This window comes from Vulcaniibacterium thermophilum, assembly GCF_007923255.1.
GTDB classification, from domain to species: Bacteria; Pseudomonadota; Gammaproteobacteria; order Xanthomonadales; family Xanthomonadaceae; genus Lysobacter_F; species Lysobacter_F thermophilum.
On sequence record NZ_VOHJ01000002.1, the window covers coordinates 100,901 to 123,031 of the forward strand.

The following is a 22,131-nucleotide window of genomic DNA, read 5'->3' on the forward strand; positions in this document are numbered from 1 at the left end:
GGCCGGGGTGGCTGTCATCGACTCCCCATTCCCGATTCCCGTTTCCCGGCTTGCGAAGCAAGCCAAGCCATCACCGCCTTCTGCACGTGCAGCCGGTTCTCGGCTTCGTCGATGGCGATGCACGCCGGCGAATCCATCACCGCGTCGGTGGCCTTGACGTTGCGGCGCAGCGGCAGGCAGTGGCTGAAGACGGCATCGTTGGTGAGCGCCATCTTCCGCTCGTCGACGATGAAGTGCCTGTGCGCGTCGCGGATCGGCTTCTCGTCCTGCCAGCGGCCGAAGAACGGCAGTGCGCCCCAGCTCTTGGCGTAGACCACGTCGGCGCCGCGGTAGGCGTTCTCGATGTCGTGGCTGACGGTGAGCGAGCCGCCGCTCTCGGCGACGTTCCGCGCCGCCCAGTCCATGTAGCGCTCGTCGAGCACGTAGTCGGGCGTCGGGCACAGCAGGGTCACGTCCATGCCGAGGCGGGTGGCGATCGTGAGCGCGGAGTTGGCGACCGCGGTGTTGAGCGGCTTCGGGTGGTAGGTCCAGGTGAGCACGTACTTCTTCCCGCGCAGGTCGGTGGTGCCGAAGTGCTCCTGCAGCGCCAGCGCGTGCGCCAGTTCCTGGCACGGGTGGGTGATCGTCTCCATGTTGATCACCGGCACCGGCGAGTACCTGGCGAACGCGCGCAGCACCTTGTCCTGCCGGTCCTCGGCCCAGTCGACGAACTTCGGGAACGCGCGCACGCCGATCAGGTCGACGTAGCGACCGAGCACGCGCGCCACCTCGGCGATGTGCTCCTCGGCCTCGCCGTCCATCACCGTGCCGGCGTCGAACTCGATCGGCCAGGCGTCCTTGCCGGGCTGCAGCACGATCGCGTGGCCGCCGAGCTGGAACGCCCCCAGCTCGAAGCTGGTGCGCGTGCGCATCGAGGGATTGAAGAACACCAGCGCGATCGCGCGGCCCTTGAGGTCGTTGCCGAACGGCGTGCGCTTGAACGCGGCGGCCTGCGCGAGCAGCGCGTCGAGCTCGGCGCGGCTCAGGTCCTGGGTGTTGAGGAAATGCTTCATGGCGGCTCCGGACTTCGGGATCGGAAGCGCCGGGGTCCGCAGAAAACGCGAACGCCCAGCGCGAGGGCTGGGCGTCGGAAGTGCAACGACGTGCGGCGAGCGCCGCTTACCCAGCCGGTGTGCGGCTGCGTCGGCGCGCGCGCGAGGTCATGCCCGCCGCCATCCAGGCGGAGGTGACGATCTCGGCGTCGGCGTAGTGGGCGTTCATGAGGGCGGCGATGCTCGCATGCGGACACGCGCGATGCAAGCGAGGCCTCACCGCGGCACCGGGGTGACCGACACGCGGATGCGCAACCGGTTGCCGGGGTCCTCGGCCAGCCGCGAACGGAACTTGACCCCGCGGTAGACGTAATCGACGTCGTAGGCGATCGGCCGGCGGTACTCGCGTTCGACCGGCACCTGCTTGCAGGTGCGCCGCTTGCGTTCCTCGCGCGCCAGCGCGTTCTTGACCCGGTCGACCACGCGCGAGAAGCGCGATTCGTCGTCCTCGCCCGCCGGCGGATCGCAGCGCTCCTCCATGGCGGTGGCGCGCAGCGTCTGGTAGACCGGGGTGACCCGCATCACCTGCGCGTAGTCGTATCGCACGTTCTCGGCGGGCACGACCGTGGTGCCCGTGCTCTGCGCGGCCGCGTCTCCGCCCCACAGGCAGGACAACGAAACCACGAGGGCGATGCGGTGGCGGATCATCCTGGCGCCCGGACGAAGTGTTCAGAAATTGTAAGTGACGCCGGCGCGCGGGTCTGAACCCCGGCTGTGCAGGGGACGGTTGGCTACAATTCACGCCCCTCACGCGATGCCCCCGGATGGCCCTGCATCTCTACAACAGCCTGACCCGCCGCATCGAGCCGTTCGCGCCGCAGGACCCGGGCCGGCCGACGATGTACGTGTGCGGGCCCACGGTCTACAACTACGTGCACATCGGCAACGCGCGCGGACCGGTGGTGTTCGGCGTGCTGGCCGCGCTGCTGCGGCGCCGCTACGGAGCGCTGGTCTACGCGCGCAACATCACCGACGTCGACGACAAGATCAACGCCGCGGCCGCGGAAGCGGGCGTGCCGATCTCGACCATCACCGACCGCTACGCGGCCGCCTACCGCGAGGACATGGCCGCCCTCGGCGTGAGCGGCGCGTTCGCGCCCGACGTCGAACCGGCCGCCACCGCGCACATCGCCGAGATGATCGCGATGATCCAGCGTCTGATCGACCAGGGGCATGCGTACGTCGAACAGGGCCACGTGCTGTTCTCGGTCGCCTCGTTTCCGGAGTACGGCAAGCTCTCGCGCCGCGACCGCGAGGAAATGCTCGCCGGCGCACGGGTCGAGGTCGCGCCGTACAAGCGCGACCCCGGCGACTTCGTGCTGTGGAAGCCGTCCACCGACGACCTGCCGGGCTGGGATTCGCCCTGGGGCCGCGGCCGCCCCGGCTGGCACATCGAATGCTCGGCGATGGCGGCACGGCACCTCGGACAGACCATCGACATCCACGCCGGCGGCGTCGATCTGCAGTTCCCGCACCACGAGAACGAGATCGCGCAGAGCGAGTGCGCGCACGGCCAGCGCACGTTCGCGCGGTTCTGGCTGCACAACGGCATGCTGACCTTCGGCGGCGCCAAGATGGCGAAGTCGGTCGGCAACATCCAGCGCGTGCACGACCTGGTGCGCGCGCACCCGCCGGAGGCGCTGCGTTATGCGCTGCTGTCCGCCCACTACCGGCAGCCGCTGGACTGGTCCGATGCGCTGATCGAGCAGTCGGTGCGCACGCTCGACCGCCTGTACGGCACCTTGCGCGATCTGGCGGACGTCGCCGTGCCCGCGGTCTCCGGCGCGGACATTCCTCCGGCGATCGACGCCGCGCTGGACGACGACCTCAACACGCCCGCCGCGCTCGCCGAGCTGTCGCGCATCGCCGCCGACGCGCGCAAGGCGGAGCGCGCGGACGACAGGGCGCGCCTGAAGCGCGAACTGCTCGCCGGCGGCTTCGCGCTCGGCCTGCTGCAGCAGGACCCGGCGGCGTGGTTCGCGCGCGGCGCACAGGACGACGACGCCCGCATCCAGGCGCTGATCGACGAGCGCGCCGCCGCCAAGAAGGCGCGCGATTTCGCCCGCGCCGATGCGATCCGCGAGCAGCTCGCCGGCGAGGGCATTCTCCTCGAGGACACGCCGCAGGGCGTACGCTGGCGTCGCGCATGAACGCATCGTCTCCGCGCTGCGCATCCACGATGAACGACACGCCGTTCCCGCTCGAACCGAGCGCCGCCGAGGCGCAGGCGGCCATCCGCGACGAGTTCGCCTTCTTCGGCGACTGGGCCGAGCGCTATCAGTATCTGATCGACCTCGGCCGCAAGCTGCCGCCGTTCCCGGAGGCGTGGAAGATCGAGGAGAACCGCCTGCACGGCTGCCAATCGCTGGTGTGGATCGTCACCGAGGGCGATGCCGCACGCCTGGTGTTCCATGCGATCAGCGATTCGGCGATCGTGTCCGGCCTGATCTATCTCGCGCTACGCGTGTACTCGGGCCGCAGCGCGCAGGAGATCCTCGCCACCGAACCGACCTTCGTCGCCGACATCGGACTGGCGCGCCACCTCTCGCCCACCCGCAGCAACGGCCTGGCCGCACTGTTGCGCCACATCCGCGAGCAGGCCCAGGCGCGGCTGTGAGCGAGGCCGCGACAGCCGCTCCCGCCCTCTCCCCGCTCCGCAACCGCGGCTTTCTCGGACTGCTGGGCTATCGCCTGCTGGCGATGCTGTCCTACCAGATCGTCGCGGTGACGGTGGGCTGGCACATCTACGAGCTCACGCGCGATGCGCTGTCGCTCGGCCTGATCGGACTGGCGGAGGTGATTCCCTACATCGGCTGCGCGCTGTTCGCCGGTTACGCGGTCGACCACCTGCCGCGGCGCAAGCTCGGCATGGCGGCCTGTCTGGGCCTCGCCGCGACCGCGCTGCTGCTGATGGCCACGGCGGCCGGCCTGGTGCCCGCCTTCGGCACGTTCACGCTGTACGCCGCGATCGCGCTCAACGGCGTGGTGCGCGCGTTCCTGGCGCCGGTCTACACCTCGCTGTTCGCGCGCGTGCTGCCACGTGCGCAGTTCGCGCGCGGCGCGGGCATCGGCAGTGTGGTGATGCAGAGCGGGCTGGTGGCCGGCCCCGCGCTCGGCGGCGTCCTGATCGCATGGGGCGGCAAGACGGTGGCCTATGGCGCCGCGGCCGCGCTGGCGGTGGCGGCGGCGGTCGCGATCGTTTCGCTGCGGGTGACCGAGCCGCCGATCCCCCTGCAGCGCGCTCCCGTCTTCCGCAGCATCGGCGAGGGGCTTCGCTTCGTGTGGAACCAGCCGGTGGTGCTCGGCGCGCAGGCGCTGGACATGTTCTCGGTGCTGTTCGGCGGCGCGGTCGCGCTGCTGCCCGCGTTCATCCGCGACGTGCTGCACGCGGGCCCCGAGGCGCTCGGCCTGCTGCGCGCCTCGCCCGCGGTGGGCGCGGTGCTGGTCGGCCTATGGCTGGCCCGGCATCCGCCGCAGCGGCATGCCGGGCGTCTGCTGCTCGGCGCGGTAGCCGGCTTCGGCCTGAGCATCATCGGCTTCGCGCTCTCGCGCGAGCTGTGGCTGTCGATGCTGCTGCTTGCGCTATCCGGTGCGTTCGACGGCGTTTCGGTGGTGATCCGCTCGACCATCCTGCAGTTGGCGACGCCCGACGAAATGCGCGGTCGCGTCGCCGCCATCAACGGCATTTTCATCGGCTCTTCGAACGAACTGGGCGCCTTCGAATCGGGCGTGGCCGCCCGCCTGCTCGGCCTGGTGCCGTCGGTGGTGTTCGGCGGCTGCATGACGCTGCTGGTGGTGGCCGTCACCGCCTGGCGCGTGCCGCGCCTGCGCCGGCTCGATCTGCGCGAGCTGCATTGAGCGCAGCGCCGGCCCGGCCATCCTGAGCGCTGCGTAAGCGCCCAGCGGCACGAAAAAATGGGCCGCGGCTTTCGCCGGGGCGACGGCGATGCGACTTCCGCCCGACTCCCGACTCCCGACTCCCCACTCCCGACTCCCGACTCCCGACTCCCGACTCCCGACTCCCGACTCCCGACTCCCGACTCCCGACTCCCGACTCCCGACTCCCGACTCCCGATTCCCGATTCCCGATTCCCGATTCCCGATTCCCGACTCCCGACTCCCGATTCCCGATTCCCGATTCCCGATTCCCGACTCCCAAAAAACCAAAGCCCCGCCATGCGGCGGGGCCTCGGGTGTGCAGCGCAACGCGGCGCTCAGTCGCCCATCTGCTTCTGCAGGTGCTCCCAGCGCTCCTGCGCGTCGATGGTGCGCTCGGCGGTGGGGCGCGCTTCCAGGCGGTCCAGACCGATCTCCTCGCCGGTGTCGACGCAGTAGCCGTAATCGCCGAGGTCGATGCGCTTGAGCGTGGAATCGATCTTCGCGATCAGCTTGCGGTAACGGTCGCGCGTGCGCAGCTCCAGCGAGTTCTCGGTTTCGCGCGTGGCGCGCTCGGCCTCGTCGCCGACGTCGCGCACCTCGTCCTTGAGATTCTCGATGGTCTGCTTGGACTCCTCGACCAGCTCGGCGCGCCAGTTCAGCAGCTTCTGGCGGAAGTACTCGAGCTGCAGCGGATTCATGTACTCCTCGTCCGCGCTCGGCTTGTATCCGGACGGGAGGATGGGACGGCCGGTGGCCTCGTCGATTTCGTAGGGCACTACCTTGTACTTCGTCTTGGGTTGCGGTTCGGCCGGTCGGGCGGCGACCGCCACCGCGACACGGCCGTTGGTGGGGACGCCAGCCGCAGGCTTGGTCGCCACCGCGGGCGCGCTCGGCGCCTTGGCGGGCTGCGCCTTGGCCGGCGCGCTCCGGGCGGCCTGGGCCTCGACCTTGCGCGGCTCGGCGGCCTTGGATTCGGTCGGCGCCTTCGCCGGCGCCGGCGCGGCCGGGCGGCTCGCGGACTTGGCCGCCGGCGTCGGCCGGGCGGCCTTGGCGGCCGGTGCCGCGGTCTTCTTCGGTGCGGGCGCCGGTGCAGCCTTCGCAGCGACGACGGCCTTCTTGACCGTCTTCGCCGGCGCGGCCTTCTTCGCAACGGGCTTCTTGGCGGGTGCGGCCTTCCTGGCGGGTGCGGCCTTCTTCGCCGCCGGCTTGGCCGCCTTCTTCGCGACCGGCTTGGACACCGCCTTCCTGACCGCCGGTTTGGCGGCCGGCTTCTTGGCTGCGGTCCTGGCAGGAGCCGCCTTCTTCGCCGCCGGCTTGGCGACCTTCTTGGCGGCCTTCACAGGCTTCTTTGCGGTCTTCTTGGCTGCCACGAGAGGCGTTTCCTCTTTGTTCCCTTGTGACGGGAAAGCGCGCTGTTATACCCTGCCGCGGCACCTGCGGCAACCGCGATCAGAAGCTTGGCGGCATGAACGAATCGTGATCGGGCGACTGCTCATTCTTCTGCTTCGCGCCTACAAGCGCGCGCTCAGTCCGCTGCTCGGTCCGCGCTGCCGCTTCCACCCGACGTGCTCGGAATACGCCATGCAGGCGATCGCCCGTTTCGGCGCGCTCAAGGGCGGTTGGCTGGCGACGCGCCGCGTCCTGCGTTGCCATCCGCTGCATCCGGGCGGGCACGATCCCGTGCCGCCTCCCTGAGGCCGACGCATGCCGTCCGCATCGCGCGCCGAACGCCTGCAGCCCGACGGGCACGCTTCCCGCCACGTCGACGCGGTTTGCGCGGGCGAGCGTGGCGACGCGATGCGTGCCTTGCGGGCCCGAAAGAATCCCGTGCGCGCGCCGTTCGCCGCGATGCTGGCGGTAGGACTCGCGGCCTGTGCGAGCGTCGCGCCCGCCCCTTCCACGCAGGTTCCGACCTCGGCTCGGCCGGTGGCGACCTTGCCCGACGAGGCGCCGCAGGGCGCGCTGGTGGTCGGGCGCGCCGCACCCGGCAGCCGCGTGCTGCTTGCGGGACGGCCGCTGCGGGTGGGCCCGGACGGCACGTTCGTGTTCGGCGTGGCGCGCGATGCCGTCGAACCGCTGAGCGTCGTCATCGAACCCGCCGACGGCGCGCCGCAGCGCATCGACGTTGCCGTGCGCCCGCGCGAATGGCCGGAAGAGCGCGTGGACGGCGTGCCGCCGCAGACGGTCGAACCGCCGCCGGAGATCGCCGCGCGTATCCGCGAGGAGCAGGCGCGGGTGGCGGCGGCGCGCGAGCGCGACGACGACCGGCTCGACTTCCTGCAACCGTTCGTGTGGCCGGTCGAGGGCCGCATCAGCGGCCGGTTCGGCCACCGCCGCGTCTACAACGGCGTGCCCGGCGCGCCGCATTCCGGGATGGACATCGCCGCCGCCGAAGGCACGCCGGTGCGCGCGCCGGCAGCCGGCATCGTCACCTTCGCCGATCCCGGGCTGTATCTCACCGGCGGCACCGTGGTGCTCGACCACGGTTTCGGCGTCAGCTCCAACTTCCTGCACCTGTCGCGGATCGACGTGCGGGTGGGCCAGCGCGTCGAGCAAGGGCAGACGCTCGGCGCGGTCGGCGCCACCGGCCGCGCGACCGGTCCGCACCTGCACTGGGGCATGAACTGGTTCGAGGTGCGGATCGATCCGCTGCTGGTGCTGGAGCGCGGCGCGCGCTGAGCGCGCCTTGCGCTCAGCCGACCGCGTCCGCCGGCACCGGCGATGCCGCTCCGCTCAGGCGGCCGATGCGCATGAGAGACGGCGAACTTGCCAGATCCAGCGGCGTGACCAGCTTGGGATTCGGATTCGGCACCGGCAGCGGCGGCGTGGCTGCCAGGATCGGCGTCGCGGCGGATGCGGACAGGCCCAGGCGGGCGCGCGCGGCCGCGAGGCTGTCTGCCAGTTCGTCGTCGGCCGGTGCGAGGTCGGCCGCGGTCGCAACACGCTCCGCCGCCTCGCCGCCGGTCTGCGCGGCCACCGCCGCCAGCGCCTGCCTGCGCTTGGGATGCAGCAGCGGCCACACCTCGTCCCACAGCGCCTTCCAGTCGATTTTCGGAAACGGCGCGGTGCCGCGCGGTTCGAGCACCACGGTCGGCGCCAGCCGCCCGCGCGGTTGCGCATCGCACTCGGCGAAGCTGCGGTAGACCACTTCGCTGCAGACCATGTGCGAGGGATCGTTGCGCACCAGATGATCGAGCGCCTCGCGCACCACCAGCCGCGCGAGCCAGTGCGAGGGCAGCTTGCCGCGCACGGCGACCAGCACGCCGAGCGTGGCGAGGCGGTCGAGCGGATACGGCACGCCCAGCAGCGAAACGGCGTGCGCGAGGACCGCGGCGCGATCGCCATCCGGCAGCGGCCGGCCGTCCGCGTCGTGAGGACGGAACAGGTCCACGAACGGGTAATTGTCGTGGTCGTTCAGGCGCTGCATGAGCGGATAGCGCCGGACCCCGTGCGCCGCGGCCTCGATCAGATCGCCATCGTCGGCCACCAGCGCGGCGTGGCTGTAGATGCTGTCGCCGCACCAGGCGATCAGCGCCGACAGCGGGCCCTCGCCCAGCATCAGCAGCACGTCGCCGGGCATGGGATCGCGGGACGAGGCGGCGGGCGCTTCGGGATTCGGGCAGGACGTCATGTCGCTTCTCCGGTGGCTTCCAGGGATTCCTGCGCGCTGACGCGGTTGCGCCCCGCGCTCTTGCTGCGATACAGCGCGCCGTCGGCGCGTTCGAGCAGGCGCTCGACGCCCTCGCCGGGGACGTACTCGGCCACGCCGATGCTGAGCGTGCTCGGCAGCCGCAGGTCGTCCAGCGCCAGCGGGCGGCACGCCACCGCCTCGCGCATGCGTTCGGCGATGCGCCCCGCTTCCGACAGCGTGGTGTCCGGCATCAGCACCAGCAGCTCGTCGCCGCCGTAGCGCGCGAGCACGTCGCTGCCGCGCAGCACGTTGCGGATACGCAGGCTGACGTAGCGCAGGCACTGGTCGCCGACGTTGTGGCCGTGGGTGTCGTTGATGCGCTTGAAGTGGTCGATGTCGACGAAGGCCACGCACAGCGGTCGGCCATTGGCCTCGGCATCGGCCACCTCCTGGGCGAGGCGGCCGTCGATCGCATGCCGCGTGTAGGCGCCGGTGAGCGCGTCGAAGGTCGCGCGCCGGCTGGCCTCGTCTCGGTCGCGGCGCAGCTCGAGTAGCTTGTCGGAGAGGCCGATGGTCAGCAGCACGCCGCCGAAGGCGTAGCTGACCGAAATCATCTGGTCGATGCCTGTCCAGTCCTGCAGCAGGCCGAACGGCTGCGCGGCGCGCAGGCTGATCGTCACCAGCACCGGCAGCCATCCGACCGTGAGGTAGCGTGCGGCTCGATTGCCTGCCCACAGACTGGTCAGCGACGCCGACAACACGGCCAGGGCGACGACCGGCAGCACGGCGTTGAACACCGGCACGTTCAGGGCAGAAGGCGACACCAGATTCGCCAGCGTCAGGCCGACGGCAATCCATGTCAGCCACGCGAACAGCCGGTCGTGGCGCGGCGCGTACTGCTGCAGGTCGAGGTAGCGCCGGAAGAACAGGCAGGAGGCGACCAAACCGGCAGCGGCGGCCACGCGTGCCGGCTGCGGGCCACTTCCGAACAGGCGGCCCAGGCCCGGCACGGCGCGCAGCTCACCGCCCATGCCGGCACTGAACAGCACGACGAACAGCAGCAGAAGCGCGAGATACACGAAGCTGCGGTCGCCGACTCCGATCCAGTAGGTGAGCGCCAGGACGACCAGCACAAGCGTGGCGGCGAGGATGGCCGCTCGCCAGGCGGCGTGGCGCAGGTCGCCCTCCTGGACCTGCGCGCGCGTTTCGATGGCGATCTTGACCGGCACCGGGCTTGGCATGGTGACGCGCAGGTAGATCGGCTGGCCGGGCTGCAACCCGTCGGGCAGCGGCACCACCAGCGCGCGCGTGGAATGGCGAGGGTCCGAATCGCGCCCGTACAACGCGTGCCGCGTCGGCGTCGCGCGGCCCGGCACCCAGGCCTCGACCACGGTATGGCGCGGCGACAGCAGCAGCAGATGCGGCTCGCTCGCGGCCGGCCTCGGCACCGTGCTCCGCACGCGCCACCAGACCGCGCTCGGTCCCCGCTGCTGGATCACGGCGGGCTTCTCGGCGGGCACGAAGCGCGCATCGTGCAGGCCAGCGACCACCTCCGCGGCAGTCGCGCTCGGTTCGTCCAGACGGTCCACCTGCACCGTCGCGCCGGCAGCCGCCGCCATGCCGGCCGCGTGAAGCAGCAGCAACGCCAGTGCCGCGCGCATCAACCGTGGAAATGTCCCCAGCACGCTCCCCTCCCCAACGGCCATCCTAGCGCGAACGGCCATCGCCGGACGTCAGGCCCGACGCCCGCTCACCCGTGCCACGGCGTCGTGCGCGTGCAGGCTCTCGAAATGCGCGACCTCGACTTCGAAGCGCTCGACGCGTTCGTCGCCGCTCAACGCGGCGGCGACGCGGCGGGCGGCGTCCTCGCAGAACATCAGGTTGTCGGCGTTGAGGCGGGCGAAGGCCTGTTCGTCCTCGCGCTTGACCGCGGTCTGCACTGGGGTGCCGAGCGCCTGCTCGATGCGGTCGATCAGTGCGGTGACCGGCAGCTCGTCGAAGCACGGGCGAAGCTCGACGCGCACGTCGGCGCGGCTGCGCTGCGCGTGCGGGGTGGCGGCCAGGCCGCGCTCGGAGGCCAGCCACTCGGCGACCGCCGGCGGCGACAGCGGGCGGGCGGCGGCGAAATCGGCGAGGAAGCGTTCGGCGTTGAGCTGGCGCGACAGCGCGGCGGAGGCCGGACACGTGCTGGAGTAATCGACCGCGACCCGCAACGCCAGCTTCAGATGTCCGCCGACGAGCTGGGCGTCGATCTCCACCGGATACCGCTTCCAGCCCGCATGCGCGCTGGCCAGGGCGGGACGCAGCAGCAGGTGCTCGAAGCGCAGGGTCAGGCGCGCGGCGTCGGACAGTTCGCCCTGCGTCTCCACCAGCGTCTGCAGCACGCGGCGCAGGCCGGCCGGCGTCATCGGCTCATCGCCGAACGCGTCCTGCAGCGCCAGGTACAGCCGCGACATGTGGATGCCGCGCGCCTCGGCACGACGCAGGTTGACGGCCACGTCGGCCGAGGCGGCCACCCGCACCGTGCCGCCCTGCCCCGTCGCGACCGCGACCGGCAACGCGAGGTTGGCCATGCCGACCCAGTCCAGCGGGCGCGCCAACGCGACCGCGTCGGCGGCGACGTCGGGCAGGGAGCGGGGCGTGGGGGCCTGGGTCACGTCGGTTCCTGGAGGCGGCGGCCCTGCGGCCGGCCGAGCGGGACGCGCATTGTACCGGCCGTCGAGCGGCGGGCCGGTGTCACGGCGGGAACGTTCAGTCCGCGGGGGTCGGGGTCGCGGCTGTAGCCGCTCCTGGCGGAAAAGGACGGCGTTCAGCCGCGCGCGATCGCGCCGCGCCAGGCGGACCAGAGCGCGCGCGGCGGCGAGAGCGGCTGCGCCGGGTCCGGCTGCCGCAGACGCGCCTGCGACAGGCGGAGCCAGATGCCGCGCGGGCGTGCGGCGCGCTGGGCGCGCAGGCGATCGTGCAGCTCGCGCGCCCAGGCCGCGCGGGCGCCGTCGCCGTGATCGAGGCTCCAGCGCACGGGCACGGCATCGTCCGGATGATGCGCCAGCCGCAGGTACAGCAACGACAGCGCGAGCGCCTCCGGTGCGGGACGCATGTCGAACAACGCGGCCTCGGCCTGCGCGGCCGCTTCGGCGAACGGCTGCAACAGCGCCAGCGCCTGGCTGGCGTCGTGGGCGCGCGTCCGGCTCTCCGCCAGCGCCGGCACGGCTTGGGCGAGCGCCGCCCACGGCGCCGGCAGACGCTGCAGCGCCAGCGCGAGCGGATGCCGGCGCATGCCTGCCGACCAGCCCTGCAGTTCCTCCTGCCACCAAGCCAGTTTGGCCTCGCCCGGGCGCGCGTCGCGCCCGCCCCACGCGGCGTCGGTGAGCTCCTGCAGCAGCGTGGCCCAGGCGAGAGCCGCCTGGCGGTGCGGCGGCGGCACGAACACCTCCGCGATCGGCCATTCCGGCCAGCGTCCGCGCCACTTGTCGAGGAAGCTCGCCAGCGCCGGATCGGGCGCGGACGGGGCGCCGGCGGCGTTCATCGCGCAGGCCACCTCGCCGGATCGGCCAGCGCCGCCGGCGTGTCGATCATGACGTCGCCCTGCCACGCGATCGGGTCGTCCTCGGCCAGCCGGTAGCCCCACAGCGCCACGACCGACGGCATGCCGGCCGCGCGCGCGGCGACGATGTCGCGCTCGTCGTCGCCGACGTACACGCAGGCCGACGGCGCGACGCCGAGCCGCTCGGCCGCCACGGTCAGCGGCAGCGGGTCGGGCTTGCGCGCGGTCAGCGTGTCGCCGCCGATCAGCACCGCGCAGCGCGACTGCCATCCCAGCAGCGGCAGCAGCAGACGCGCGAGGTACTCGGGCTTGTTGGTGACGATGCCCCAGCGGCTGCCGGCGGCCTCCAGTGCGCCCAGCATCGCCTCGACGCCGTCGAACGGCGCGCCGTGGCGACCGAGCTCGCGCTGGTACACCGCCAGGAACTCGGGTACCCAGCTCTCGCGGGTTTCCACCGCCACGTCCGCGAACGCCGCCGCGAGCATCGCGCGCGCGCCTTTCGACACGTGCGGCCGCAGCGCATCGAGCGCGATCGGGCCGCGCCCGCGCTCGGCGCGCATGGCGTTCACCGTCGCCAGCATGTCCGGGGCGCTGTCGAGCAACGTGCCGTCGAGATCGAACAGGGCGACGTCGGGGAAGCGGGCGCCGGGTTTCAGACGGGCTTGCATGCGGTGGCCAGGTAGTTGACGTCGGTGCGACGGGTGAGGCGGGCGGCGTGGCGCCAGGGCTCGTACAGCAGGCCGCTGACGTCCTCGAGCTGCAGCCCGGCCTCGCGCAGCCATGCCGCGAGCTCGGCCGGACGGATGAAGTCCTCGTAGCGGTGCGTGCCCTTCGGCAGCAGGCGGGCGACGTATTCGGCGCCGACGATGGCGAGCGCGAACGCCGCCGGGGTGCGGTTGAGGGTGGAGACGAACAGCCGCCCGCCCGGCCGCAGCAGGCGCGCGCAGGCGCGGATCACCGAGGCCGGATCGGGCACGTGCTCGAGCATCTCCATGCAGGCAACGGCATCGAACGCGCCCGGCATCTCGCCGGCGATGTCCTCCACCGACTGCAGGCGGTAATCGACCTTGACCCCGCTCTCCAGCCCATGCAGGCGGGCGATCTTCACCAGCTCGGGCGCCAGGTCGATCGCGGTGACCTGCGCGCCTTCGCGCGCCATCGCCTCGCTCAGCAGGCCGCCGCCGCAGCCGACGTCGAGCACGCGCGCGCCGGCCAGCGGCACGCGCCCGGCGACGTAGCGCAGGCGCACCGGGTTGAGCGCGTGCAGCGGCTTCTGCGGGCCTTCGGGATCCCACCAGCGATGCGCGAGCGCGGCGAACTTGTCGAGCTCCGTCTGGCGGACGTTGGCAGGGGTCATGGCGGGGACGCGGTGCGGGGGACGCCAAGTCTAGCGGCAACCGCGCCCGCCGCCGGTGCCCTTCAGCGCTGCAAGGCGGCGATGCGTTCGCGCCATTGGCGGGCGCGCGCGAGAAGCGCGTCGGCCTCCATGTCCACCAGCGCGCCCGCGCGCAGTTTCGCGCGGCCGGCGATCCACACGTCGCTGACGTGCTGGCGGCCCGCCGCGTACACCAGTTGCGACAGCACGTGGTGCACCGGCTGCGTTTCCAGCGCCGACAGATCGATACAGACCAGGTCGGCCTGTTTGCCGGGCTCGATCGAACCGATCCGGTCCTCCCAGCCGACCGCGCGCGCACCGCCGAGGGTCGCCGCGCGCAACGCGCTCGCGGCGTCGAGCGCGGAGGCGTCGCCCGCGACCGCCTTGGCCAGCAGCGCGGCGGTACGCGTCTCGCCCACCATGTCGAGGTCGTTGTTGCTGGCGCAGCCGTCGGTGCCGATCGCCAGCGCCACGCCGGCGCGCTGCAGCGCCGCCGCCGGGCAGAAGCCGGACGCCAGCTTGAGGTTCGATTCCGGGCAGTGCACCACGGTGACGCCGCGCTCGGCGCACAGCGCGATCTCGGCGTCGGTGAGCTGGGTCATGTGCACGGCGACGAGGCGGTCGTTGACCACGCCCAAGCGGTCCAGGCGCGCGAGCGGACGCTGGCCGTGCTTGTCCTGCGACTCGTGCACCTCGTCGGCGGTTTCGTGCACGTGGCAGTGCACGGGCACGTCGAGCTGGTCGGCGAGCATGCGGATGCGTTCGAAGTTCGCATCCGACACCGTGTACGGCGCATGCGGCGCGAACGCGGTGCCGATCAGCGGATCGTCGCGCCAGCGGTCGTGCACTTCGGCCGCGCGTGCGAAATAGTCGTCGGCGGTCTTCGCCCAGGCGGTCGGGAAGTCGATGACCGGCAGCCCGACGCGCGCGCGGAAGCCGTGACGGCGGTACACCTCCGCCTGCACGTCGGGGAAGAAGTAGTTCTCGTTGCAGCAGGTGGTGCCCCCGCGCAGCATCTCCGCGATCGCCAGCGCCACGCCGTCGGCGACGAACTCCGGACCGATCACAGCCGCCTCCACCGGCCAGATGTGCTGCTGCAACCACTGCATCAGCGGCATGTCGTCGGCGATGCCGCGCAGCAGCGTCATCGGGTTGTGGGTGTGCGCATTGACGAAGCCGGGAATCAGCACCGCATCCGGGCGGCGGACGGTTTCGCGCGCGGCGAAGCGGGCGCGCGCCTCGGCCGCCGGCAGCAAGGCCAGGATGCGGCCGTCGGCGACGGCCACGGCGTGATCCGCCAGGACCGCGCCGTGCGGTTCGACCGGCACCACCCAACCGGCTTCGATCAGCAGGTCGCAGGGCTGGGGCAGCAGATCGGTCATGCAGGCACTCCGAAGGGGCGTTGAAGCCTAGGATGCCGGGGGCGTGCTGTCACGCCGGTGGTCATCCATGCCGGCGGGCGTGGGGACGAAAGCCGACCTGCCGTGGCTGCGCGGCCGCGACGCCGCTCGCCGTTCCCGCGAGCGGGCGGCCCATGCCCTTCGCCGCTTCGATCGAAACGTCCATGGATTCCCCGCGGGAAGGCGAGGTGGGGCCGTGTCGGCCTGCAAGGTGAGGAGGAACGCGTTTCCCGCCGCGCGGTCATCCGGACGCCCGCCGCGCTGCGGCGGGCCGGAGAGGAGTGGGGAGTCAGGCCGGATCCCCGGGTTCGCGGGATGACGCACGGGCAAGGCCAATGGAGCCCCGCTGCGGGGATGACGCGTGGGCAAAGGCCAAATGGATCCCCGCTTTCGCGGGGATGACGCGTCGGCAAAGGCCAAATGGATCCCCGCTTTCGCGGGGATGACGCATCGGCAAAGGCGCCGCGCGAAGCGCGGCGCGCCGATGCGTCACTTCACCCGGCTGACGTACTCGCCGGAGCGGGTGTCGACGCGGATCACCTCGTCCTGCTGCACGAACAGCGGCACGCGCACCACCGCGCCGGTTTCCAGCGTGGCCGGCTTGCCGCCGCCGCCGGAGGTGTCGCCGCGCACGCCGGGGTCGGTCTCGACGATCTTGAGTTCGACGAAGTTCGGCGGCTGGATCACGATCGGGTTGCCGTTCCACAGCGTGACCACGCACTGCTCCTCGCCCTTCAGCCAGCGCTCCACGCCGCCCATCGCGGCCTTGTCGGCCTGCACCTGCTCGAAGGTCTCGGGGTTCATGAAGTGCCAGTACTCGCCGTCCGAGTACAGGTACTGCATGTCGACATCGACCACGTCGGCGGCCTCGACCGAGTCGGTCGCCTTCATCGTCAGTTCGACCACACGGCCGCTCTTGAGGTTGCGGTACTTGATGCGGGTGAACGCCTGGCCCTTGCCCGGCTTGACGTACTCGGTCTCGGTGATGACGCACGGCTCGTTGTTGACCAGGATCTTCTGCCCGGTCTTGACGTCGTTCATGCCGTAGCTGGCCATGCTGCTGCTCCTGCTGGATGTGATTCGGGTGCCGCCCGCCGGCGCCGGGAGCGGAAGGTCGGTAGAATGGAGGACTGGTCGCGCCGCGTCGGCGGCCGCACCGCCCGCACCCCTGGCACCGACCAAGGCCGGCCATGATACCCGTTGCCCCTGCCCCCTTGCAGCCGCAGGCCGCTGCGCCCGCGCGCTGGCAGCGCCTCTGGCGCGAGGCCGTGCGCGATCCGCGCGAACTGCTCGGGATGCTCGAACTGCCCGAGGCCGCCGTGGCGCTGTCCGACGACGCCGCCGCCGAATTCCCGCTGCGCGTGCCGCGCGGTTTCGTCGCCCGCATGCGCAAGGGCGACCCGCACGACCCGCTGCTGCGCCAGGTGCTGCCGCTGGACGAGGAGCTGCGGCCGATGCCGGGCTTCGCGCTGGATGCGGTGGGCGATGCCGCCGCCAAGGCCGGCACCGGGGTGATCCGAAAGTACCGCGGCCGCGCGCTGCTGATCGCCACCGGCAGTTGCGCGGTGCACTGCCGCTACTGCTTCCGCCGCCATTTCCCGTACGGCCAGGAAACCGCCGCCGCGGCCGGCTGGCGGCAGACGGTCGACCTGATCCGGCGCGACGCCAGCATCGACGAGGTCATCCTGTCCGGCGGCGATCCCTGGTCGCTCGCCACCGACAAGCTCGCCGAGCTGACCCGCGCGCTCGCCGAGATCCCGCATCTGAAGCGCCTGCGCGTGCATACCCGGCTGCCGGTGGTGCTGCCGGAGCGGGTGGACGAGGCGCTCGTCGGCTGGATCGCCGCCCTGCCGTGGCCGCTCACCGTGGTGATCCACGCCAACCACGCCAACGAATTCGATGCCGCGGTGGATGCCGCCCTCGCCCGCCTGCGCGATGCCGGCGCGGCGCTGCTCAACCAGGCCGTGCTGCTGCGCGGCGTGAACGACGACGTCGAGGCGCTGGCCGCGCTCAGCGAGCGCGCGTTCGCCGCCGGCGTGCTGCCGTACTACCTGCATCAGCTCGACCGCGTGCAGGGCGCGGGGCACTTCGAGGTCGACGACGTGCGGGCGCGGGCCCTGCACGCCGCGCTCGCCGCCCGTCTCTCCGGCTACCTGGTGCCGCGTCTGGTGCGCGAGGTGGCCGGCGATCCGGGCAAGCGCCCGCTGTGAGCGCGGCCCGCCGGCGAGGCGTGATCCGCGCGTGAAGCCCGATTGGGCAATGGACGCCTCCGCGCGGTTCATGTCATAAACCCTCCCACGCAGGAGGGGAGCGCCTGATGGCATTCGGAAAAGACGCGGCCTTGCGCCTGATGGTGGTCGACGACAGTGTCGAGGCCGCCGAAGCGATCGTGAGCGGGCTGCGCAACAGCGGCATCGCGGTCCGTCCCAGCCGTCCGGAGAACGAAGCGGAGCTGGCGAGCCTGCTCGAGCAGCAGCCGCCCGACCTGATGCTGGTCGATCCGCAGGCCAGCGGCGTGCCGCTGGCGGCGGTGCTGCAGGCGGTCAGCGCCAGCGGCAAGGACCTGCCGGTGCTGTTCCTGGCCGAACACGTGGACGACGCGCTGCTGATGCGCGCGATGGAGGCCGGCGCGCGCGGCGTGGTGATCCGCCGCAGCGTGCCGCACCTGCAGAGCGTGGTGCGTTCGGAATGGGCCGATCTGGAGGCGCGCCGCGCCCTGCGCCGGCTCGAGGCGCACGTGCGCGAGACCGAGCGCCGCTGCGACGCGCTGATCGACTCCTCGCGCGATCCGATCGCCTACATCCACGAAGGCATGCACATCCGCGCCAACCAGGCGTACCTGGAGGTGTTCGGATTCGAGTCGTTCGACGACATCGAGGGCATGCCGCTGCTCGACCTGGTGGCGCCGGCCCAGGTCGGCGCGTTCAAGCAGTTGCTCAAGGAGATCGCCCACGGCGACGCGCCGCCGCGCTTCGAGACCGAGGCGCGCACGATGGAGGGCGAGTCGTTCAAGGCGGTGATGGAGTTCACTCCCGCCACCTACGAGGGCGAACCGTGCCTGCAGGTGGTGATCCGCCGGCAGGAGATCGACCCGGCCCTGGCGCGCGAGGTGGAGGAGCTGCGCCAGCGCGACATGGCGACCGGCCTGCTGAACCGCGCCACCTTCCTGCGCACGCTGGAGGACGCGGTGGCCGCGGCCGCGCAGGGCGACAGCCAGCACGCGCTGCTGCTGGTCGAACCGGACCATTACGCGCGGTTGCTGCAGGACATCGGCCTCGACGCCGCCGACGCGCTGATCGCCGCACTGGCCGAACGCCTGCGCCGCGTGCTCGGCGAGGACGCGGTGGCCGCGCGCTTCGGCGAGCATCAGCTCGCCGTGCTGGTGCGCAACGCCAGCCACAAGCGCTCGCTGGAAGTCGCCGAGGCGGTGCGGGCGGCCTTCGCGGGGCACGTGATCGAGACCGAGCGCGCCTCCCTGAACGCCACCGTGAGCGTGGGCGGCGTGCAGATCAGCGAGAAGATCGCCAGCATCAGCGCCGTGCTCGGCAAGGCGGCGCAATGCGTGCAGTCGGCCGCCGGCGTGGGCGGCAACCGCGTCGAGCTGTTCGATCCGGGCGCCGCCGACCGCGCCGAGGAGGAACGCATCGAGGCGTGGGTCCGGCGCATCCGCGACGCGCTCGACGGCGACCGCTTCACGATGTTCTACCAGCCGCTGGTGCACCTGCACGGCGAACCGGTGGAGATGTACGAGACCTTCCTGCGCCTGCAGGGCGAGCCGGGCGAGCTGATCCAGCCGCTGACCTTCCTGCAGATCGCCGAGGAGCACGGCCTGCTGTGGGAGATCGACCGCTGGGTGGTGGGCCGCGCGATCCAGGTCATCGGCGAGCGCCTGCGGGGCGGACGGCGCACGCGGCTGCTGGTGAAGATCACCCAGGCCTCGCTGCAGGACGACACGCTGGCCGCGTTCATCGAGGAGCAACTGGCCAAGCACAAGGTCGACGGCGAGCTGCTGGTGATGCAGTTGCCGGAGTCGAAGGTGTTCACCCACCTGCGCGCGGCGCAGGCGCTGCAGGAGCGCGTGTCGCGGCACGGCGTCAAGGTGGGGCTGGAGCAGTTCGGCGCCGGTCTCAACTCGTTCCAGTTGCTCAGTCACTTCCCGGCCGACTTCCTCAAGATCGACCGCAGCTTCACCCAGGATCTCGCCACCAATCCGGCCAGCCAGCAGCGCGTGCGCGAGATCGCCGCCAAGGCGCAGGAAATGGGCAAGCAGACGCTGGCGGAATTCGTGCAGGACGCCGCCACCATGACCATCCTGTTCAGCGCCGGCGTGCACTACGCGCAGGGCCACTTCCTCGCCCCGGCGGGCCCCGCGATGGATTACGAGTTCGACGTCTGAGCGGCATCGTCAGCGCCACGGATCGGCGCGGACGAACACGGATTGGAAGCAAATCCGCAGCACCGCTCCGTGGCACGGTGGTTGGAGCCCTGAGCGGGGCAGGTCCAATCTGCCTTCCACGCCTCGCGATGGCGTCAGCGCTCCAACGGGCTACTTCGCCAGCGCGTGGAGGTATTCGACGAAGGACATCACCGCCTCGTCGTAGCCCGCCACCGCGGGGTTGGCGGACTCGATGACGTAGTACTCGTCCGGCGCGTGGGCGCCGCCGCCGTGGCCGAGCCCGAAATGCCCCGACGGCAGGCGCAGCGGCGGATCGGTGAACACGAAGCCGGGATAGGAGCCGGCGGTGCGCGGCCACAACACCGGATCGAGGCCGCGCTTGCGCAGCACGTCGAGCTGCGCGCGGATCAGCGCCGAGTCCGCCGCGGTGCCGGTGGGGTCGTAGCCGCCGGTGACGTTGATCTCGATGTCGCCGAAGCCGCGCTTGCGCAGGTGCTCGCGCAGCGCCGCGACCGCCGCCTCGCGCGTCATGCCCGGCACCAGACGCAGGTCGAGCTTGGCCGCGGCGCGGTGCGGCAGTACGGTCTTGCCGCCGGGGCCGGTGTAGCCGCCGACCAGGCCCTGGATGTTCACCGTCGGCTGCGAGACCAGGCGCTCGTTCGCCTCGCGCCACGGCAGGTCGTCGATCCAGCGCTGCACGCCGAGCTGCTGCTTGGCGCGCGCCTCGCTGCGGCGTGCGCTGGCGGCGGCCACCATCGCCTTCTCCTCGGCGCTGATCGGCCGCGGCTTCGGATAGCCCTCGATGGTGATGGTGTTGCCGTCGTCGGCCACCAGCGTGTCGAGCGCCTTCACCAGATGCCAGGCGGGGCTGTCGACCATCGCGCGCAGCGAGGAGTGCACGTCCTTGGTGGGCCCGCGGCCCCACTTCTCGCCGCTGGCGACCAGCTCCAGTTCGACCACGCCCTTGGCGCCGAGCGACACGGTCGCCACGCCGTCGGCGTCCTGCATCGCGGACGGCATGAACACGCCGATCGTCCCGCGCAGGGCTTCGAGCACCTCCGGCCGGTGCACCAGGCGGGTGATGTGGGGCGAGCCGATCTCCTCCTCGCCCTCGGCCACCAGCACCAGGTTGACCGGCGGCTTGCGTCCGGCCGCGCGGATGGCGTGCAGCGCGGCCAGCAGCGCCGACTGCGGTCCCTTCTGGTTGACCGCGCCGCGTCCGATCATCACCTTGCCGAGTCCCGGTCGGTCCACGATCCGCGCTTCCAGCGGCGGCGAGCTCCATTCCGCCGGGTCGAACTGCTTGACGTCGTACATGAAGTAGAGCCCGACCGTCTTCGGCGCGCCGGCATCCAGCCGGGCGAACACGCCGGGCTTGCCGCCGGTCTCGACGATCTCCACGTGCTGGAAGCCGGCCTCGCGCGCGAGCCGCGCCATGTGCTCGGCGCCCTCGCGCACGTTGAGGTTCTCCGCCGCGATCGACGGCAGCGCGATCCACGCCTGCAGGCGCCGGATCGCGGCGTCGTGCTGGCGCTCGACCTCCTTGCGGATCGCCGCCAGCTCGTCGGCCTCCGCGGCCGGCGCGCGCGGGGCGGTGGCCAGTCCGGTGAGGAGCAGCGCGGCGGCGAGCAGCGAGGCGGAGGAGAGGCGGCGGCGGGTCAGGCGCATGGGCGGCGTACCGGTTGGGCTGCCCGCGCCAGTTAACGCACCCACCGTCAGCGCCGGGTGAGTGCGCGCGCCGCGCAAACGTATGCAGGCGGCGCGCGGCGCGAACCGGCGGTCCGATCGGCTAACGTGTGAACCCCCGCCCGCCTGCGCACGACCATGAGCGACGCCGTCCTGCTGGCCGACATCGGTGGCACCAATGCCCGCTTCGCGTTGGCCGATCCCGCCGCGCCGATGCCGCTGCTGCCCGACAGCGTGCGCCAGTTCGCGGTCGCGGACTTCCCGTCGCTGGCCGACGCGGCCCGCCATTACCTCGAACAGACCGGCGCACGCGCCGGCCGCGCGGTGCTCGCGGTGGCCGGCCGCGTGGACGGCGACGAGGCGCGCATCACCAACCACCCGTGGGTGATCTCCAGGCGGCGCACCGGCGAGGCGCTGGCGCTGACCGACGTCGAACTGGTCAACGACTTCGCCGCACAGGCGATGGCGATTCCGCTGCTGACGCCGGCCGATCTGGCGCCGATCGGCCCGGTGGGCTGGCAGCCCGACGCGGCCGGCGGCGATCGCACCTACGCGATCCTCGGCCCCGGCACCGGGCTCGGCGTGGGCGGGCTGCTGATCCGCGACGGCCGCCACTACCCGCTGCAGACCGAGGGTGGACACGTCAGTTTCGCGCCGGGCACGCCGTTGGAGATCGAAATCCTGCAGCGGCTGTCCAACGAGTTCGGACGCGTGTCGAACGAGCGTCTGGTCTGCGGGCAGGGGCTGGTGAACATCCACCGTGCGCTGTCGGCGATCGCCGGGACCGATCCCGGGCCGATGCAGCCCCAGGACGTGACCGCGCGCGCGAAGGAAGGCGACCCGCGCTGCCAGCACACCATCGACGTGTTCTGCGCGGTATTCGGCGCGATCGCCGGCGACGTGGTGCTGACCCTGGGCGCGTGGGACGGCGTGTTCCTGACCGGCGGCCTGGTGCCGCGGCTGATGCCGTGGCTGGCCCATTCCGCGTTCCGCTTCCGCTTCGAGCACAAGGGCCGGTTCTCGCCGGCGATGGCGCGCGTGCCGACGCTGGCGGTGCTGCATCCGCAGCCGGGGCTGCTGGGCGCGGCGGCGATCGCCCGGCGCTGGCGAGGCTGAGCGCGGCGCGCCG

Annotated in this window: 20 protein-coding genes; 8 read left to right on the plus strand and 12 right to left on the minus strand. The window is 72.0% G+C overall.

Going from position 1 to position 22,131, the window contains the following annotated elements; all coding sequences use genetic code 11:
- Positions 1-14: 14 nt before the first annotated feature.
- Both FQY64_RS01595 and FQY64_RS01600 read right to left on the minus strand, forming a co-directional pair.
- On the minus strand, positions 15-1,052 hold the full coding sequence (locus FQY64_RS01595; protein ID WP_146471954.1) for an N-acetylornithine carbamoyltransferase: 1,038 nt from the start codon (positions 1,050-1,052) through the stop codon (positions 15-17).
- 255 nt (positions 1,053-1,307) lie between these two features.
- Complete coding sequence (locus FQY64_RS01600; RefSeq protein WP_229814967.1) at positions 1,308-1,739, minus strand: hypothetical protein; 432 nt, start codon at positions 1,737-1,739, stop codon at positions 1,308-1,310.
- A 116-nt stretch (positions 1,740-1,855) separates the two neighbouring features.
- Here FQY64_RS01600 and cysS point away from each other — a divergent pair, with 116 nt between their 5' ends.
- Genes cysS through FQY64_RS01615 form a run of 3 tightly spaced genes read left to right on the plus strand, consistent with a single transcriptional unit; the run spans position 1,856 to position 4,949 of the window.
- On the plus strand, positions 1,856-3,241 hold the full coding sequence (gene cysS, locus FQY64_RS01605; RefSeq protein WP_146471955.1) for a cysteine--tRNA ligase: 1,386 nt from the start codon (positions 1,856-1,858) through the stop codon (positions 3,239-3,241).
- Between the two features lie 29 nt (positions 3,242-3,270).
- Positions 3,271-3,708, plus strand: a complete 438-nt coding sequence (locus FQY64_RS01610; RefSeq protein WP_146471956.1) for a SufE family protein — start codon at positions 3,271-3,273, stop codon at positions 3,706-3,708.
- A complete protein-coding gene (locus tag FQY64_RS01615) occupies positions 3,705-4,949 on the plus strand; it encodes an MFS transporter (RefSeq protein ID WP_146471957.1) in 1,245 nt (414 codons plus the stop codon). Before FQY64_RS01610 ends, FQY64_RS01615 begins: the two co-directional genes overlap by 4 nt.
- Positions 4,950-5,305: 356 nt before the next feature.
- On the opposite strand, the gene dksA is transcribed toward FQY64_RS01615, so the two are convergent.
- Positions 5,306-6,340 (minus strand): RNA polymerase-binding protein DksA, encoded by a 1,035-nt coding sequence (dksA, locus tag FQY64_RS01625; RefSeq protein WP_146471958.1) that lies wholly within the window; start codon positions 6,338-6,340, stop codon positions 5,306-5,308.
- Between the two features lie 106 nt (positions 6,341-6,446).
- On the opposite strand from dksA, the gene yidD reads away from it, so the two are divergent.
- Together yidD and FQY64_RS01635 are read left to right on the plus strand one after the other, a co-directional pair.
- Positions 6,447-6,665: a membrane protein insertion efficiency factor YidD gene (yidD, locus tag FQY64_RS01630; RefSeq protein ID WP_146471959.1), complete on the plus strand. Its 219-nt coding sequence runs from the start codon at positions 6,447-6,449 to the stop codon at positions 6,663-6,665.
- 153 nt (positions 6,666-6,818) lie between these two features.
- A complete protein-coding gene (locus tag FQY64_RS01635; RefSeq protein ID WP_146472010.1) occupies positions 6,819-7,649 on the plus strand; it encodes a M23 family metallopeptidase in 831 nt (276 codons plus the stop codon).
- Positions 7,650-7,662: 13 nt separating this feature from the next.
- On the opposite strand, the gene FQY64_RS01640 is transcribed toward FQY64_RS01635, so the two are convergent.
- From FQY64_RS01640 to efp, 8 genes are all read right to left on the minus strand, one after another.
- Positions 7,663-8,601, minus strand: a complete 939-nt coding sequence (locus FQY64_RS01640; RefSeq protein ID WP_229814966.1) for a hypothetical protein — start codon at positions 8,599-8,601, stop codon at positions 7,663-7,665.
- Entirely contained in the window at positions 8,598-10,262 is a 1,665-nt protein-coding gene (locus FQY64_RS01645; protein WP_186760823.1) for a GGDEF domain-containing protein, read from the minus strand. The genes FQY64_RS01640 and FQY64_RS01645 overlap by 4 nt, the downstream gene beginning before the upstream one ends.
- 72 nt (positions 10,263-10,334) lie before the next feature.
- Positions 10,335-11,258, minus strand: coding sequence for a GTP cyclohydrolase FolE2 (gene folE2, locus FQY64_RS14985; protein WP_146471961.1), 924 nt, complete (start codon positions 11,256-11,258; stop codon positions 10,335-10,337).
- 152 nt (positions 11,259-11,410) lie between these two features.
- Positions 11,411-12,127: an isoprenoid biosynthesis enzyme family protein gene (locus FQY64_RS14990; protein ID WP_146471962.1), complete on the minus strand. Its 717-nt coding sequence runs from the start codon at positions 12,125-12,127 to the stop codon at positions 11,411-11,413.
- Positions 12,124-12,813: a phosphoglycolate phosphatase gene (locus tag FQY64_RS01660; protein ID WP_146471963.1), complete on the minus strand. Its 690-nt coding sequence runs from the start codon at positions 12,811-12,813 to the stop codon at positions 12,124-12,126. The genes FQY64_RS14990 and FQY64_RS01660 overlap by 4 nt, the downstream gene beginning before the upstream one ends.
- Entirely contained in the window at positions 12,798-13,502 is a 705-nt protein-coding gene (gene ubiG / locus FQY64_RS01665; protein WP_146471964.1) for a bifunctional 2-polyprenyl-6-hydroxyphenol methylase/3-demethylubiquinol 3-O-methyltransferase UbiG, read from the minus strand. The genes FQY64_RS01660 and ubiG overlap by 16 nt, the downstream gene beginning before the upstream one ends.
- A 62-nt stretch (positions 13,503-13,564) precedes the next feature.
- Positions 13,565-14,902 (minus strand): TRZ/ATZ family hydrolase, encoded by a 1,338-nt coding sequence (locus tag FQY64_RS01670; RefSeq protein WP_146471965.1) that lies wholly within the window; start codon positions 14,900-14,902, stop codon positions 13,565-13,567.
- Between the two features lie 507 nt (positions 14,903-15,409).
- Entirely contained in the window at positions 15,410-15,976 is a 567-nt protein-coding gene (efp, locus tag FQY64_RS01675) for an elongation factor P (RefSeq protein WP_146471966.1), read from the minus strand.
- A gap of 134 nt (positions 15,977-16,110) precedes the next feature.
- On the opposite strand from efp, the gene epmB reads away from it, so the two are divergent.
- Positions 16,111-17,130, plus strand: a complete 1,020-nt coding sequence (gene epmB, locus FQY64_RS01680; protein ID WP_146471967.1) for an EF-P beta-lysylation protein EpmB — start codon at positions 16,111-16,113, stop codon at positions 17,128-17,130.
- A gap of 107 nt (positions 17,131-17,237) precedes the next feature.
- On the plus strand, positions 17,238-19,316 hold the full coding sequence (locus tag FQY64_RS01685) for an EAL domain-containing protein (protein WP_146471968.1): 2,079 nt from the start codon (positions 17,238-17,240) through the stop codon (positions 19,314-19,316).
- A gap of 150 nt (positions 19,317-19,466) precedes the next feature.
- Here the strand turns inward: FQY64_RS01685 and FQY64_RS01690 are convergent, their stop codons facing one another.
- Positions 19,467-20,984, minus strand: a complete 1,518-nt coding sequence (locus FQY64_RS01690) for a M20/M25/M40 family metallo-hydrolase (protein WP_146471969.1) — start codon at positions 20,982-20,984, stop codon at positions 19,467-19,469.
- A gap of 156 nt (positions 20,985-21,140) precedes the next feature.
- On the opposite strand from FQY64_RS01690, the gene glk reads away from it, so the two are divergent.
- Positions 21,141-22,118, plus strand: coding sequence for a glucokinase (gene glk / locus FQY64_RS01695; protein ID WP_146471970.1), 978 nt, complete (start codon positions 21,141-21,143; stop codon positions 22,116-22,118).
- Positions 22,119-22,131: the final 13 nt, after the last annotated feature.

Excerpts from the sequence above, each read along its gene's own strand:
- FQY64_RS01595 (WP_146471954.1), bottom strand. The coding sequence starts at position 1,052 with ATGAAGCATTTCCTCAACACCCAGGACCTGAGCCGCGCCGAGCTCGAC.
- FQY64_RS01600 (WP_229814967.1), bottom strand. The coding sequence starts at position 1,739 with ATGATCCGCCACCGCATCGCCCTCGTGGTTTCGTTGTCCTGCCTGTGG.
- cysS (WP_146471955.1), top strand. The coding sequence starts at position 1,856 with ATGGCCCTGCATCTCTACAACAGCCTGACCCGCCGCATCGAGCCGTTC.
- FQY64_RS01610 (WP_146471956.1), top strand. The coding sequence starts at position 3,271 with ATGAACGACACGCCGTTCCCGCTCGAACCGAGCGCCGCCGAGGCGCAG.
- FQY64_RS01635 (WP_146472010.1), top strand. The coding sequence starts at position 6,819 with ATGCTGGCGGTAGGACTCGCGGCCTGTGCGAGCGTCGCGCCCGCCCCT.
- FQY64_RS01640 (WP_229814966.1), bottom strand. The coding sequence starts at position 8,601 with ATGACGTCCTGCCCGAATCCCGAAGCGCCCGCCGCCTCGTCCCGCGAT.
- FQY64_RS01645 (WP_186760823.1), bottom strand. The coding sequence starts at position 10,262 with ATGCGCGCGGCACTGGCGTTGCTGCTGCTTCACGCGGCCGGCATGGCG.
- FQY64_RS14990 (WP_146471962.1), bottom strand. The coding sequence starts at position 12,127 with ATGAACGCCGCCGGCGCCCCGTCCGCGCCCGATCCGGCGCTGGCGAGC.
- FQY64_RS01660 (WP_146471963.1), bottom strand. The coding sequence starts at position 12,813 with ATGCAAGCCCGTCTGAAACCCGGCGCCCGCTTCCCCGACGTCGCCCTG.
- ubiG (WP_146471964.1), bottom strand. The coding sequence starts at position 13,502 with ATGACCCCTGCCAACGTCCGCCAGACGGAGCTCGACAAGTTCGCCGCG.
- FQY64_RS01670 (WP_146471965.1), bottom strand. The coding sequence starts at position 14,902 with ATGACCGATCTGCTGCCCCAGCCCTGCGACCTGCTGATCGAAGCCGGT.
- efp (WP_146471966.1), bottom strand. The coding sequence starts at position 15,976 with ATGGCCAGCTACGGCATGAACGACGTCAAGACCGGGCAGAAGATCCTG.
- epmB (WP_146471967.1), top strand. The coding sequence starts at position 16,111 with ATGATACCCGTTGCCCCTGCCCCCTTGCAGCCGCAGGCCGCTGCGCCC.
- FQY64_RS01685 (WP_146471968.1), top strand. The coding sequence starts at position 17,238 with ATGGCATTCGGAAAAGACGCGGCCTTGCGCCTGATGGTGGTCGACGAC.
- FQY64_RS01690 (WP_146471969.1), bottom strand. The coding sequence starts at position 20,984 with ATGCGCCTGACCCGCCGCCGCCTCTCCTCCGCCTCGCTGCTCGCCGCC.
- glk (WP_146471970.1), top strand. The coding sequence starts at position 21,141 with ATGAGCGACGCCGTCCTGCTGGCCGACATCGGTGGCACCAATGCCCGC.